Annotated in this window: 13 protein-coding genes; 9 read left to right on the top strand and 4 right to left on the bottom strand. The window is 68.1% G+C overall.

The window, feature by feature from the left end:
* The 6 genes from JWP28_RS06425 to JWP28_RS06450 form a co-directional block, all read left to right on the top strand.
* A partial coding sequence (locus JWP28_RS06425) for a PHB depolymerase family esterase (RefSeq protein WP_299541258.1) occupies positions 1-630 on the top strand: 630 nt, incomplete at its 5' end.
* Positions 631-659: 29 nt separating this feature from the next.
* Positions 660-1,979: an MFS transporter gene (locus JWP28_RS06430; RefSeq protein ID WP_299541260.1), complete on the top strand. Its 1,320-nt coding sequence runs from the start codon at positions 660-662 to the stop codon at positions 1,977-1,979.
* Between the two features lie 18 nt (positions 1,980-1,997).
* Complete coding sequence (locus JWP28_RS06435; protein WP_299541262.1) at positions 1,998-2,540, top strand: nuclear transport factor 2 family protein; 543 nt, start codon at positions 1,998-2,000, stop codon at positions 2,538-2,540.
* Positions 2,537-2,989, top strand: coding sequence for a heme-binding protein (locus JWP28_RS06440; protein WP_299541264.1), 453 nt, complete (start codon positions 2,537-2,539; stop codon positions 2,987-2,989). The genes JWP28_RS06435 and JWP28_RS06440 overlap by 4 nt, the downstream gene beginning before the upstream one ends.
* A complete protein-coding gene (locus JWP28_RS06445; protein WP_299541266.1) occupies positions 2,986-3,858 on the top strand; it encodes a fumarylacetoacetate hydrolase family protein in 873 nt (290 codons plus the stop codon). The genes JWP28_RS06440 and JWP28_RS06445 overlap by 4 nt, the downstream gene beginning before the upstream one ends.
* Before the next feature lie 45 nt (positions 3,859-3,903).
* Positions 3,904-4,455 carry a YbhB/YbcL family Raf kinase inhibitor-like protein gene (locus JWP28_RS06450; RefSeq protein ID WP_299541268.1) on the top strand — a complete coding sequence of 184 codons (552 nt, stop codon included), beginning with the start codon at positions 3,904-3,906 and terminating at the stop codon, positions 4,453-4,455.
* On the opposite strand, the gene JWP28_RS06455 is transcribed toward JWP28_RS06450, so the two are convergent.
* The 4 genes from JWP28_RS06455 to hppD form a co-directional block, all read right to left on the bottom strand.
* A complete protein-coding gene (locus tag JWP28_RS06455) occupies positions 4,442-4,825 on the bottom strand; it encodes a Rieske (2Fe-2S) protein (protein ID WP_299541269.1) in 384 nt (127 codons plus the stop codon). The two genes, JWP28_RS06450 and JWP28_RS06455, sit on opposite strands and share 14 nt — an antisense overlap.
* On the bottom strand, positions 4,822-6,120 hold the full coding sequence (gene fahA, locus JWP28_RS06460) for a fumarylacetoacetase (protein WP_299541271.1): 1,299 nt from the start codon (positions 6,118-6,120) through the stop codon (positions 4,822-4,824). Before fahA ends, JWP28_RS06455 begins: the two co-directional genes overlap by 4 nt.
* Positions 6,117-7,406: a homogentisate 1,2-dioxygenase gene (gene hmgA, locus JWP28_RS06465; RefSeq protein WP_299541282.1), complete on the bottom strand. Its 1,290-nt coding sequence runs from the start codon at positions 7,404-7,406 to the stop codon at positions 6,117-6,119. Before hmgA ends, fahA begins: the two co-directional genes overlap by 4 nt.
* Positions 7,407-7,474: 68 nt before the next feature.
* Positions 7,475-8,524, bottom strand: coding sequence for a 4-hydroxyphenylpyruvate dioxygenase (hppD, locus tag JWP28_RS06470; protein ID WP_299541274.1), 1,050 nt, complete (start codon positions 8,522-8,524; stop codon positions 7,475-7,477).
* A 147-nt stretch (positions 8,525-8,671) separates the two neighbouring features.
* On the opposite strand from hppD, the gene JWP28_RS06475 reads away from it, so the two are divergent.
* From JWP28_RS06475 to JWP28_RS06485, 3 genes are all read left to right on the top strand, one after another.
* Positions 8,672-9,133 (top strand): MarR family winged helix-turn-helix transcriptional regulator, encoded by a 462-nt coding sequence (locus JWP28_RS06475; RefSeq protein WP_299541276.1) that lies wholly within the window; start codon positions 8,672-8,674, stop codon positions 9,131-9,133.
* A gap of 257 nt (positions 9,134-9,390) precedes the next feature.
* Positions 9,391-12,228 carry a TonB-dependent receptor gene (locus JWP28_RS06480; protein ID WP_299541278.1) on the top strand — a complete coding sequence of 946 codons (2,838 nt, stop codon included), beginning with the start codon at positions 9,391-9,393 and terminating at the stop codon, positions 12,226-12,228.
* Between the two features lie 576 nt (positions 12,229-12,804).
* The coding region (locus tag JWP28_RS06485) for an integrase arm-type DNA-binding domain-containing protein (RefSeq protein ID WP_299541280.1) at positions 12,805-13,832 on the top strand (1,028 nt) is incomplete at its 3' end.

Raw genomic sequence — 13,832 nt, forward strand, 5'->3', positions numbered from 1 at the left:
CAGTACATCCTCAAGGTGGTCGCCGCCGTCGAGGCGGACTACGGCGCCGATCCGAGCCGGGTCTACATGCAGGGCTTCTCGTTCGGCAGCGGCCTGACCTACATGATGGGTCTGACGCATCCGGAGCTGTTCGCCGCGGTCTCGCCGAACAGCGGGATCGGCCCGATGCCCAAGGACGTCGTGGCGCGGATCGCTCAGGTCAAGGCGAAGTCCGACGCGCGCACGCCGATGCTGCTGCTCTACGGCGACGCCGACCGCGGCGGCTCGGTGGACGGCGAGATCCCGTCACAGGGCATCTTGCGCGGCGCCATCAACGAGGTGAAGGCGTACAACCACATCACCGCGGTCGACTCGAGCAAGCCCTTCGACAGCCCCACGGCGGCAGCCTACGACGTCCTGGTCCCGGGCGGGAGGCCGGTGTCGGACGCGGTCGATGCGCGCTACCCGCAGGGCCGGTTCAAGATCTACCAGTACAGCAGCGCGGACCCCAGGCCGCAGAATCTGTTCAGCTTCGTCTGGGTGCGCGACCTGACCCACGGCGGCGATCCGCGGCAGGCGCAGCTGGAGTGGGACTACTTCAAGCACTGGCGCCGCAACGCCGACGGTTCGCTCAGCTACGTCCCCCGCTAGGCCTGACCAGCCCTGGGGAGGGGCGGCGGATGAAACCCGGAACACTCGATCTCGAGACCATCATCGACACCAGTCCGCTGGGAAGGCGGCAGGTGGTCATCGTTGCGCTCTGCGCCCTCGTCGCGATGGTCGATGGCTTCGACACCCAGTCGATCGCGCTCGTCGCGCCGGTGATCGTCTCGGCCTGGGGGCTGAAGGCCTCGACGTTCGGCGTCGTGTTCGGCGCGGGGCTGCTGGGCAGCCTGATCGGCGCCTTCCTGTTCGGGCTGGCGGCCGACCGCGTCGGCCGCAAACCGGCGCTCATCGCCGCGATGTTCCTGTTTGCGGTCGTCACCCTGGCGACCCCGCTGACGGCGTCGGTCGGGTCCCTCATCGCGGTAAGGCTGGTAACCGGCCTCGGCCTGGGCGGCGCCTTGCCCATCCTCATCTCCATCACTTCGGAATACGCCCCGACCCGGCTCCGATCGACCTTGGTGTCGCTGATGTTCTGCGGCTTCCCGCTCGGCGCGGTGGTTGGCGGCATAGCCGCGGCCCGCCTGATCCCGGCGTTCGGCTGGCCCAGCATCTTCTATATCGGCGCCGCCATTCCGCTGCTGCTGCTCCCGGCCATCCTCGCGCTCGTACCGGAGTCCATCCGCTTCCTCGCCATGAAGCACGACCGCGTGGGGGTGTCGGCCATCCTCCAACGGATGAAATGGGCGGCGGCCTGGGATGGCGACCTCTCAACGGCGCCGTCGCAGCCGGGCCGGTCGCCGGTGGCGGCGCTGTTCGCCGAGGGGCGGGCGGTCGGCACCCTGCTGCTGTGGACGACGCTCTTCCTCAGCCTGTTGCTGACCTACTTCCTGATCAATTGGATCCCGATCATCGCCCGACAGTCCGGCATCGGCATGTCGAGCGCGGTGCTGGCCGTGGCGGCGGTGAACCTCGGCGCGATCGTCGGCTGCCTGCTGATCGGCCGCCTTGCCGACCGCCGCGGAGACCCCACGGCCTTCATCAGCTTTGGTTTCGCACTGGGGGCGGTCGCGATCGTCCTGATCGGGTCCGCCGGCCAATCCAGCGCCTGGCTCCTGACTACGGCGTTCCTGACAGGCGTTTTCAGCGTCGGGGCGCAGATGTGCACCGTCGCCTACTGCGCCAGCTTCTACGACACCGGCCTGCGGGCGACCGGTGTGGGCTGGGCGATTGGCGTCGGCCGCGTCGGCGCGATCGTCGGCCCCGTGGTCGGCGGCATGCTGATCGGAACCGGCATGCCGACGACGCGGCTGTTCCTGATTGTCGGGGTGATGTCCGCGGGTGCGGCTCTGGCCGTCTTCGGCGTCGGGCAGCACGCCGCGCGTACGAACGCCTGAGATCGTCACGGAGGCTCCATGTCCAGCGACACTGCCGACGTCAGCCCCATAGCCGGATCGACCGATCCTGGCTTCGAGACCAACGGGGTCAACTTGTTGCTCCTGAACTTCAGCGAGGCGGTCGATCGCCGCCGTCCCCAGGAGGTCGCGGAGCAGTTCACTGCCGACGGCCTCTTCAAGCCCGGCGACACCGCGATGCACGGACCGGCCGCGGTCGAGGCCTTCTACCGGGACCGCCTGCGCGATCCCCGGCGGACCACGCGGCACCTCTGGTCCAACCTGCGCGTGGCCCCCCTAGCCGACGACGCAGCGGATATCCGGGTGGTGCTCTCGAACTACGCCTTCGATCCCGCGGTCTCCGAAACGGAGGTCCAACTGCGTGTCGGCAATGTCTCCGGTGTCTGCGCCAAGGGCCCGGACGGCCGCTGGCGCTTCGCCGAGCATGTCTACGAGCGGCTGTTCGCCGTGCGTCTGCCGCTGAGCGACCCGCAACCCCTTCAGACCAAGCCCCCCCTTCAGACCGGCCCCCCCCTTCAGACCAAGCCCCAGGAGCGCCCATGACCCTCCTCACTCTCGAGCAGGCTTCGAAAATCGTCGACGCCGGCCTCGCCCGCGCCGTCGAGCTGAAGTTCAGGCCGATGACGATCGCCGTCCTCGACGCCGGCGGCCACCTGGTGGCGTTCAAGCGGCAGGATCGATCCGGCATCCTCCGGCCGGAGATCGCCCAGGGCAAGGCCTGGGGCACGCTCGGCATGGGCCATGGCGGCCGGGACCTGGCGCGCCGCGCCGTCGAGGCGCCGGCCTTCTACGCGGCGATCGCCGCCACGTCGCAGGGCCGGGTGATCCCGGTGGGCGGTGGCGTGCTGATCCGCGACGCGGAGGGCGACATCATCGGGGCCGTGGGCGGCAGCGGCGACCATCCCGACAACGACGAAGCCTGCGCCATCTACGGCATCGAGCAGGTCGGGCTTGTTGCGGACGGCGGCCACGGGCCCGGCGCGCCGCGGTGAAGCTCGCTGCCTTCACCCGCCGGGGCGCGGCCGGCATCGGGCTCGTCGAAGGGGCGGAGATCGCCGACCTCAGCGCCGCCGATCCGCGGTTGCCAGGCGATCTGCGCACCCTGCTCGAAGGCGGAGAGGAAGCGCGGGACGCCCTCTCCGCGGCGGCGCTTCGCGCCCGGCGCCATCCCCTTGCCGAGGTGCGGCTGCAGGCGCCGATCGCCGCACCCAGGAAGTTCCTGGGGCTCGGCCTGGCCTACCGTTCGCACGCCGCGGAGGTCGTCAGACGCGGCCGGACTGTTCCAGCGCATCAGAACTGGTTCAACAAGCAGGTCACGGCGGTCAACGGGCCCTATGACCCCATCCACATGCCGCGGGTTTCCGCCCAGCTCGACTATGAGGGCGAAGTGGCGGTGGTGATCGGCAGGCGCGTCCGTCACGCTCGCAAGTCCGACGCCGCCGGCGTCATCGCCGGCTTCATGGTCTGCAACGACGTCAGTGTGCGCGACTGGCAGCAACGGGCGCCGACCGCGACCCTGGGCAAGTCCTTCGACACCCATGGACCCATCGGACCCTGGCTGACCACGGCCGACGAGATCGCCGATCCGCACAACCTGCGCCTCCGCACCTGGGTGGACGGCGCCCTGCGCCAGGACGGCAGCACCGCCGAGCTGATCTACGCCTTCGGCGAGATGATCGAGGAGCTGTCGACGGTTTTCACCCTCGAGCCCGGGGACATCCTCACCACGGGCACGCCCTCGGGCGTCGGCCAGTACATGGATCCGCCGCAGTGGCTGTCGGTCGGACAGACCGTCAGGGTCGAGGTCGACGGCCTCGGGCACATCGAAAACACCGTCATTGCGGAGCCTGACCAGGCTTAGGACCCGCGCCATCCCGGCGCGCCGATTCAGACCAGGAGATCAGCCATGAAGAGACTTACAGGCGCCCTGTTGGCCGTGCTGGTCGGCGGCCAGGCCGCGGCGATGGACTTGAAGAGCCTCGATCTCAAGGACGGCGGCGCGATCGCCAAGGCGCAGATCTCGCCGCGCTGCGGCGGCGGCAATGTCGCGCCGGCGTTCTCCTGGAGCGGTGAGCCGGCCGGCACGAAGAGCTTCGCGCTGACCATGATCGACCTCACGGCGCGGCCGCCTACGGGCTGGGCCCACTGGGTCGTCGTCGACCTGCCAGCCAACGTCCATTCCCTGCCGAGCGGGGGCGCCCTGCCGGAGGGCGCGCACGCCGTGCCCGGCAGCGGCGGCGGCGTCACCTATTTCGGGCCCTGTCCGCCCGTAGGCACGGGCGTGCATCAATATCTCTTCACGGTCTACGCCCTGCCGGGGCCGACACCGGAGCTGATGCCCCGCGGCGACCCGCGCGAAACCGCCGCCGCCCTGGCGGGTGCGGCCAGCGCCAAGGCGAGCCTCACGGGAACGGCGGAGCCGTCGCCTGATCAGTCCGGCGGTCCTAGGCCGTCCTGATCACGCCCTCGCTCACCTCGACCGGCCAGGCCAGCAGGCTGTCGCCGGCGCAGGGCCCGCCCACGCATCGGCCGTCATCGGGCCGGAACAGCGCGCCGTGCCAGCTGCAGGCGATCAGCTCGCCCGACGGCGTCAGGTAATCGTCAAGCGTCTGGGCGAGCGGCAGGCCCATGTGCGGGCAGCGGTCCACATAGCCGTGGACGGCTCCGCCCTTGCGCACCACAAAGCCGTGGAAGCGTGCCTGCCCGATCTGCAGGACGAAGTTCCGCGCGCCCGGGTCGGCCAGGGTCTCCAGGGGGCACAAGGCCACGCCGGGCGGCGTGGCCGTGAGGCGGTCGGCGCCGCTCGCGCCAAGATCGGACGTGCTCATCGCACCGGCAGGATCTGAGCGCGGCACGCGCCGAAGCCGATGGAAACGCGGCCCTGCGCGTGCGCCGCGGCCGACAGGATCACCTCATCGCCATCTTCCAGGAAGGCCCGCGTCTCGCCATTTGGCAGGCTCACCGGCTCTGCCCCGCCGCGGGTGATCTCGAGCAGGCTGCCGAAACCGGTCGGATCGGGAGCGGAGATCGTGCCGGTGCCGAGAAGGTCGCCTGAGCTCAGGTTGCAGCCGTTGGAAGCGTGGTGCGTCAGGATTTGCGCCACGGTCCAGTACATGTTGCTGGCCGGCCCCCGGCTGAGGCGGTGCGGCGGCAGCCCGCCCTCGCGCATCCGGGCGCTCAGCAGGCCGACCTCCAGCTGAATGGCGTAGGCGCCGCGCGCCTGGTCGGCCGCATTCCAGAGGTAGTCGAGCGGTCTGGGATCGCCGGGCGGCCGCCGCGGCTGCGGAATGCGGAAGGGCGCCAGCGCCTCGGGCGTGATCACCCAGGGCGAAACCGTGGTCTGGAAGTTCTTGGCCAGGAAGGGTCCGAGCGGCTGGTATTCCCACGCCTGCACATCCCGCGCGGACCAGTCGTTGAGCAGGCAGAAGCCCGCGATGTGCTCCTCCGCGCGGGCGATCGGAATGGATTCGCCCAAGCTGTTGCCGGCGCCGACCCAGATGCCCAGCTCCAGTTCGTAGTCGAGCCGGCGGGACGGGCCGAAGCTGGGCGCTTGCGCGTCCGCCGCCTTGGTCTGGCCGTTTGGACGCACCACCGGAACGCCGGAGGGCCGCACCGACGAGGCGCGGCCATGATAGCCGATCGGCACGTGCTTGTAGTTCGGCAGCAGCGGATTGTCGGGCCGGAACTGGCGGCCGACATTGTTGGCGTGATGGATACCGACGTAGAAGTCCGTGTAGTCGCCGATCGCCGCGGGCAGGTGCAGGACGCAGTCGCGGGCTGAATGGAGCAGGGGCTCCAGGTCCTCGCGGTGCGCCGGCTCCGACAACAGGGCCGAAAGCCGTCGACGAAGGTCGGTTCGCTCCGCGGCGAGAAGCGCCATGAGCCGGTTGAGCGTCGCATCACCGAGCACCTCGGCGCCGGCGGGGGGCAGCAGACCCGTCGCCGCCACCGCCCTCAAGTCCAGGATCCGCTCGCCGATCGCAACGCCGGCGCGGCGGTCGCCTTCCTGTGGGGAGAACATCCCGTACGGCAGGTTCTGGACCGGGAAATCGGCGTGACCGTCCGCCCCCTCGACCCAGCTGGAGCGCGAGGGGTCGTGGGTTTCGTCGAGCCTGTCGGTCATCGCGGAGGCTGCGCCTTGTCGAAGCCCTGCCAGACCTCATCGTAGTCAAGCTGGGCGAGCGGCGTTTCGGTCGCCCAGCGGGTCGGGCGGATCACCCAGCGGGTCTCGAACATGAAGGCCATGGTATCGGCGATCCGATGGGGGGAGAGCGTCGCCGCGATGGCTTTCTGGTAGCTCTCGAGATCCGGTCCGTGACCGCTCATGCGGTTGTGCAGCGAAGCGCCGCCCGGCGTGAAGCCGCCGGCCTTGGCGTCATAGGCTCCGTGGACCAGGCCCATGAATTCGCTCATGACGTTGCGGTGGAACCATGGCGGTCGGAAGGTGTCCTCCGCCACCATCCAGCGCGGCGGGAAGATCACGAAGTCGCAGTTGGCGATTCCCGGGATTTCCGAAGGTGAGGTGAGCACCGTGAAGATCGACGGATCCGGGTGGTCGAAGCTCACCGTGTTGATGACGTTGAACCGCCGCAGGTCGTAGGCGTAGGGCGCGACGTTGCCGTGCCAGGCCACCACGTCCAGCGGGGAGTGGTCGAGCGTCGTGGTCCAGAGGCGCCCCTGGAATTTCTCGACGACCTCCGTGGGGGTGTCGCGATCCTCGAACCAGGCCTGCGGGGTCTCGAAGTCGCGTGGGTTGGCCAGGCCGTTGGAGCCGATCGGCCCCAGCTCCGGCAGGCGGAACGCCGCGCCGTAGTTCTCCAGCACGTAGCCGCGGGCCGCCTCGTCCAGCAGTATGACCGAGAACCGCAGGCCGCGCGGGACGACTGCAATCTGCTGGGGCCCGAGCGGGATCACCCCGAGTTCCGTCCGAAGCTCCAGCCGCCCCTCCTGCGGAACGATCAGCAACTCGCCATCGGCGGAGAAGAACACGCGATCGGTCATCGACCGCGTGGCGGCATAGAGGTGGATGCCGACGCCGGCGTCGGTCGCCACGTCGCCGTTGCCGCCGTAGGTGATCAGGCCGTCGACGAAGTCGACCGCTCCGTCGGGGAACGGCGGCGGGTCCCATCGCAGGCGGTTGGGCGTCGGTGGAACCTCGTCGAAGGGGCCTGAGCGGAGCAGGGGCGCCCCGGCGAAGGGCGCGAAGGGCGCGTGCATCGCCGTCGGCCGCAGCCGATAGAGCCAGGAGCGGTGGTTCTCGGACCGCGGCGCGGTGAAGGCCGTCCCGGAGAACTGCTCTGTGTAGAGGCCGAAGGGCGTCTTCTGGGGCGAGTTGCGGCCGATCGGCAGGGCGCCGGCCACGGCCTCGGTCTCGAAATAGTTGCCGAACCCCGTCAGTGGGGCGCGCAGCGCCTGTCCGGACGCGGCCGCCCCGATGGTTTCATGGACGGTCACTCGATCCTCCTCTTGTGCGCTGATCAGGCGTCGACCTTGATCACCCCGCGGCGGATCTGGTCGAGCTCGATCGATTCAAACAGGGCCTGGAAGTTACCATTTCCAAAGCCTTCGTTGCCCTTGCGCTGGATGATCTCGAAGAAGATCGGTCCGAACAGGTTCTCGGTGAAGATCTGCAGCAGGATCCCCTCGTCCTCCACCGACCCGTCGATGAGGATGCGGTTGCGCTTCAGCCGCGCCAGGTCCTCGCCGTGGCCGGGGACACGTTTGTCGACCAGCTCGTAATAGGTCTCGATGGTGTCCTGCAGCCGCACGCCGCAGGCGCGGAGCTTTTCCACCGTCTGATGGATGTCGTCGGTGGTCAGCGCCAGGTGCTGGATGCCCTCGCCGTTGTACTCGCGGAGGAACTCCTCGATCTGGCTTTTGTCGTCCTGGCTCTCGTTCAGCGGGATGCGAATCGCCCGGTCGGGCGCGATCATCGCCTGGCTGAACAGGCCCGTCGCCTGGCCCTTAATGTCGAAGTACTTCTGCTCCTCGAAGCCGAACAGCTTGCTGTAGAACTCCGACCAGGTGCGCATTTCGCCGCGGCGCACGTTGTGGGTCAGGTGGTCCAGCAGGTCGAGGCCGACGTTGTTCTGCGCGGACGCCTCCCGCCAGCCGGGGACCTGGTCCCAGGCGGCGAAGGGATCGCTGTCGATGAGGTAGAGCAGCGATCCGCCGATCCCCTCGATCGCCCGGGCGCCGGGCAGGGCGCTTCGGCTGGTGTCCATCGCGGTTGCCCCTCCGGCGAGGGCCGCCGCGTGCGCCTGCCCGGCGTCGGCGACGTTGAAGCCCATGCCGTTCGCCGAGGGCCCATGCAGGCCGCGGAACTCAGCCGCCTGCTCGGTGTCCATGCTCAGCAGAAGCTTTATGCGGCCCTGCCGAAAGACGGTGGCGCCGCCGTCGGGGCGTCGCGCCGCAGGCACGAAACCGAGCTGCTCGAACTGGGCCCCCATCGCGTCGGGATCGGGCGAGGTGAACTCGGCGAACGCGAAGCCGTCGAGGCCGAGGGGGTTCTTGGGGTCGACACTCATGTCGCGGCTCCGCGCAAGTGGTATCCAATGATACTAGTTGGGCGTGAAAACTAGTGTCAAATGAAACCTTCTGTGAGGCGCGCCACGCTGGACGCGGGCTGCCGGCTCGTGACCTGATCGCGCAGGATTCGAAATTGGCGCGGGACCATGCAAAAGCCTCGGGCGCTTCGGCTCGCTGCGTTCGTGCCGTACCGGCTCTCCATCGCTACAAATACGGTCAGCGACGTGATCGCCGGGGCCTACCGGGCGCTTTTCGGCCTGAACATCCCGGAGTGGCGGCTGATCGCCGTGCTCGCCGAAAAGGGCGGCGGCACCCAGTTCGACCTTGGGGCGGCGACACGCATGGACAAGGTCACCGTGAGCCGCGCCGCGATCGCGCTGGTCGCCCGCGGCCTCATGCGCCGCTCCCCCAATCCGCATGACAAGCGCTCGCACCTCCTGGCCCTGACCGCGCAGGGACAGGCGCTATACGATCAGGTCGCCCCAAAGGCCCTCGCGCTCGAGGACGCGATCCTGGCCGGCTTCAGCGCCGACGAGGTGGCCACCCTGATCGCCATGCTTCAACGCCTGGAGGCCGCGGCCGTTCGGCTGGGCGGAAAAGAGCCCTAAAGGGCTCAGATCATCGGCTGCACGCAAGACCGCTTCCGAAAGCTCTCATCGCGCGCTATTGTTCTTACTAAATACAAATTCGCCACATTAAGACTAGAACCGAAACAATTCGACAATTATGGCTAAGTTACCAAATAGATTTTGCTGAAGCCGAGCTGAAGCTAACGTCTACGGGTCTGCTGTAGTGCGAAACGCAGTCACGCGAACAACCCGCCATCCAAGCGGGGGCGCGGACATCAATAGACCCTGGGGGGAGCATGATCACCAAGTTGTCTGCAGCGCTATGTGGGAGCGCGAGTCTCTTGGCGCTGGCCTCGCCGGCGCTGGCCCAGCAGGTCCCCGCGGCCGCTGCTCCGCAGCAGCTCGAGGAGGTCGTGGTCACCGGCACGCATATCCGGGACGGCTTCACCGCGCCGACGCCGGTGACCGTGGCCACAGCGGCTCAGCTGGAGGCCACGACGCCCTCCACCATCCCTGACGCCTTGAACAAGTTGCCCCAGTTCGCGGGGTCGGCGATCAACGCCGGGTCCAGCAATGGGACCGGCGGCGGGCCGCCCAGCGTCTACGTCGGCAACTTCCTCAGCCTCCGCTCCCTAGGGCCCGTCCGCACCTTGATCCTGATGGACGGCCGGCGTGTGCCGCCGACCACCCTGAACGGCCAGGTCGACACCAACACCCTGCCGGAGATGCTGACCCAGCGGGTGGATGTCGTCACCGGCGGCGCCTCGGCCGTCTACGGCTCGGACGCCGTGACCGGCGTTGTCAACTTCGTCCTCGACCACAAGTTCACCGGCCTGAAGGCCGAGGCCCAGACCGGCATATCCGACCACAACGACGCGCCGTCGACCAAGCTGGGGATCGCCGGCGGCGGCGACGTGTTCGACCGCGGCCATTTCATCTGGAGCTACGAGCACTACCAGAACGCGGGCATCAAGCTGCACGAAGACCGCGGCTATGGCGCGGCGGTGCCGGTCTACACGGGCGCGGGGACCGCGGCCAATCCGTTCGTGCTCACGCAGAACGCCCGGCTGTCCACGGCCGCCTATGGCGGGCTGGTGACCAGTGGCCCCTTCAAGGGCCAGCAATTCGTCGGCACGAGCACGCTCGCGCCCTTCAACCCGGGCACGCCGACCAAGACCAACGGCATCGCGGTCGGCGGCGACGGCGCCTACTACAACGGCTTGTCGCTCACCGCGCCGCTTCGGACCGACCAGGGGTTCGGTCGGTTCGAGTATGACTTCAGCGACAACGTCAAAGGCTATGTCCAGGTCAATGGGACGGAGGAGCGGACCGCGAACGAGCGCAGCGCCAACGCCCCGCCGTCACCCTTCACCATCTACAGCGGCAACCCCTACCTGCCGGCGAGCGCCCAGGCGCAGCTGACGGCTGCGAACGTCGCGAGCTTCACCGTGTCTCGGCTCAGCCGCGACCTCGCCCTGGACAGCACGCTCAACCAGACGACCAGCACCTTCAACGTCACCACCGGCCTGACCGGCACGGTCCTCAAGGACTACGTCTGGGACGTCTACTACACCCACGGCGAGGCCAGGGTCCGGTCGGCGCAGGACAACAACATCAACTATCCCAACCTCTACGCTGCGCTGGACGCGGTGCGCGATCCGAGCGGAAACATCGTCTGCCGCGTGTCGATCACCAATCCCGGGCTCTATCCGGGATGCGCGCCGATCAACCTCCTCGGAACCAACACGGCGAGCGCCGCCGCCAAGGCCTTCATCTACGGCAATACCCAGTGGCAGGCGCTGAACAAGATCGATGACTTCGCCGCGACGATCTCGGGGGTCGCATTCCAGAACTGGGCCGGTCCGGTCTCGGTGGCCTTGAACTACGAGTTCCGCTCGCAGAGCCTGGTGGAGACCACCAACGCCAGCCCTCTCAGCACGCCCGTCACCACCGGCATTCGGCTGGGGGCGGCGCCCACCAGCGTGTGGTCCTATGCCACTCAGGCCGCGCAACAGGGCTCCAACAACGTCTGGGAAGTGGGCGGCGAGACCATCTTCCCGCTGCTGCATGACCTGCCTCTCGTCGACAAGCTCGAGGTGAATGGCGCGGTGCGCTACACCGACTACAGTTCCAGCGGTCCAGCCACGACTTGGAAGATCGGCCTCAACTACGAGCCGATTCCGGACGTCCGGTTCCGGTTCTCGGAGTCGCGCGACATCCGCGCTCCGACGCTAGCGGATCTTTATTCCGGCACGACGATCTCGATCTTGAACGTCAACGATCCGCACACTGGCGTGAACGGCGTCATCAAGGTGCAGGGCGGCGGCAACCCTAACCTGGTGCCCGAGGTTGCACGGACCTCGACCGCCGGCGTGGTCTACACACCGGCCTGGCTCCCGAGGTTCTCGGTGTCGTTCGACTACTACAATATCCTGATCGCCAACGCGATCGGGGCGATCAACGGCGCCAACACCGCCATCCTCCAGGAATGCGAAGCCTCCGGCGGCGCCTCGCCCCTCTGCGCGACCATCGTACGGCCGCTGCCGTTCAGCGACCACACCGCGGCCAACTTCCCGACGCTGGTCTACAACCTCAACCAGAACATCGCCCAGACCTACACGCACGGGTTCGATGTCGAGGCCCATTATGACGTCAACCTGACCGACATCAGCCAGACGCTGCCCGGCCACGTCGATCTGCGGTTGCTCTACTCCCACCAGCCGGTGCTCAAGACCCGCTCCTATCCAACGTCGCAGCTCACCAACGCAGCAGGCGTGGCGGGCCTCTCGGCCGACCGGGTCACCAGCACCATCGGCTATGAACTCGGACCGGTCTCGGTCAACTGGCAGGCGCGCTATCTGAGCAGCCAGGCTCGCAGCGGCAATCCGTTGCAGATCTACGCTGGTCCCGACCTGCCGGCGATCTGGTACCACGACCTCAACGTCACCTACCGGTTCAAGAACGCCGGTCACGACCTGCAGGCGTTCCTGGTCGTCAACAACCTGTTCGATCAGGCTCCGCGTATCTCGCCTTCGACCACGTTCACCGGCATCCCGGGCTTCGGGTCGCAGTACGTCACGGGCGACGATCCGATCGGCCGCTACTACACGGTCGGCCTGCGCATGAGGTACTGAGCCGGCCGTCCGCTGCGGCTCCCGCGCGGACGTCCGCCTCCGCCCAGCCGGTGAGATCAAGGAGCGCTGCCTAGCCGTGCTCCGACAATGGCTCGTGGGCCTTCTCCGGACCGGCTGGAGGGGAGGGCCCGGCGGTCGGCGCAATCATCGAAGCCTCAAGGCCCAGGTGATCGCCTTCTCCGGCCGATGGCCTCATCGATCCGAAATATCAGGCGCGGCGCCAGAAAGTGGGCTGCCAAAACTCGCCAGACTCGCGGTCGCGAGCCGACCCATGCGATTCCCAGGCCATTTCCAGAGATTTCCGGCGAGGATTGGTGGTTCCCTCAACGCTTTGATTTCGTTGAGGGAACCATGGTGCCACGACAGGGATTCGAACCCTGGACCTCAGCCTTACCAAGCGCGTCCAAGCCTTTTCCGATTCTACGCTATTCTACGATTTACTTAGCAAAATCATTGACTTACTTCGCCGACTGTGCGACGCTATACGCTGTAATTTTCGTCAAAGTGCTGCCCATGTGCTGCCCAGCCTCGTCCGGGGCCGCAGAATTGGGGCGCCGCGTAGAGTCGAGTTGAGGCATGTCGGAGCGCCGCGTCAGACTGACCCGCAAGATCGTCGAAGGGGCTGAGCCGGGACCCCGGGAGGTGAAGATCTGGGACGCCGACGTCTCCGGCTTCGGGGTCCGGATCCGGCCCGGCGGCCACCGCGGCTATATCCTGCAGTACCGGTTCGGCGGCCGCACCCGGCGCTATCAGATCGGCGCACACGGCTCGCCCTGGACGGTTGAGACCGCGCGCGACCGCGCCCGTGTCCTGGTGGGCCAGATCGCCGGCGGCGAGGACCCGCTCGACATCAAGGTGGCGTCACGCCGCGAACTCACGATCGCCCAGCTCTGCGACCTCTACCTGGCCGAGGGCCTCGCCACCCGCAAGGAAAGCTCCGTGACCGCCGCGCGGTCCGACATCGAAAACCACATCAAGCCGCTCCTGGGGACCAAGCGCGCCAGCCTGGTCGTGCGCCAGGACATCGATCACCTGCTGGCCGCGGTGGCCGCCGGCAAGACGCGGACGACGGCGAGGACCGGAAAGAAGAAGGGCCTTTCGCGCGTCCGGGGCGGGAAGGGCGCCGCCAACTCAACGGTGCAGACGCTGTCGGCCGCCTTGGGCTTCGCGGTCGCGCGCGGCCTTCGGGCCGACAATCCAGCCTTCCGCGTCCGGCGCTTCCCCGAGAAGAAGCTGGAGCGCTTCTTGTCCCCGGCCGAGATCGCCCGCCTCGGCGAGGCGTTGGCGGCGGCGGAAGCCCTCGGGGTGATGCCGCGCTCGGCGATCGCCGCCATCCGGCTCCTGGTGCTCACCGGGTGCCGCAAGACCGAAATCCTCACGCTGAAGCCATCCTACGTCGACCGGCACCACCGGTGCCTGCGGCTGCCCGACAGCAAGACGGGCTATAAGATCGTCCACATCGGCGCGCCCGCCCTGAAGGTGATCGACGGCATCTGCCCTCAGGGCTCCAACGCCGAATACGTCCTGCCCGGCGAGTGGGGGAGCGGGCACTTCGTCAACCTGCAGCGGCCGTGGGAGCGCATCCGCGCGGCGGCCGGCCTGGA

Source organism: Phenylobacterium sp. (genome assembly GCF_028290885.1).
Lineage (GTDB): Bacteria > Pseudomonadota > Alphaproteobacteria > Caulobacterales > Caulobacteraceae > Phenylobacterium.

Excerpts from the sequence above, each read along its gene's own strand:
- JWP28_RS06455 (WP_299541269.1), bottom strand. The coding sequence starts at position 4,825 with ATGAGCACGTCCGATCTTGGCGCGAGCGGCGCCGACCGCCTCACGGCC.
- JWP28_RS06450 (WP_299541268.1), top strand. The coding sequence starts at position 3,904 with ATGAAGAGACTTACAGGCGCCCTGTTGGCCGTGCTGGTCGGCGGCCAG.
- JWP28_RS06440 (WP_299541264.1), top strand. The coding sequence starts at position 2,537 with ATGACCCTCCTCACTCTCGAGCAGGCTTCGAAAATCGTCGACGCCGGC.
- JWP28_RS06475 (WP_299541276.1), top strand. The coding sequence starts at position 8,672 with ATGCAAAAGCCTCGGGCGCTTCGGCTCGCTGCGTTCGTGCCGTACCGG.
- JWP28_RS06480 (WP_299541278.1), top strand. The coding sequence starts at position 9,391 with ATGATCACCAAGTTGTCTGCAGCGCTATGTGGGAGCGCGAGTCTCTTG.
- JWP28_RS06430 (WP_299541260.1), top strand. The coding sequence starts at position 660 with ATGAAACCCGGAACACTCGATCTCGAGACCATCATCGACACCAGTCCG.
- hppD (WP_299541274.1), bottom strand. The coding sequence starts at position 8,524 with ATGAGTGTCGACCCCAAGAACCCCCTCGGCCTCGACGGCTTCGCGTTC.
- JWP28_RS06435 (WP_299541262.1), top strand. The coding sequence starts at position 1,998 with ATGTCCAGCGACACTGCCGACGTCAGCCCCATAGCCGGATCGACCGAT.
- fahA (WP_299541271.1), bottom strand. The coding sequence starts at position 6,120 with ATGACCGACAGGCTCGACGAAACCCACGACCCCTCGCGCTCCAGCTGG.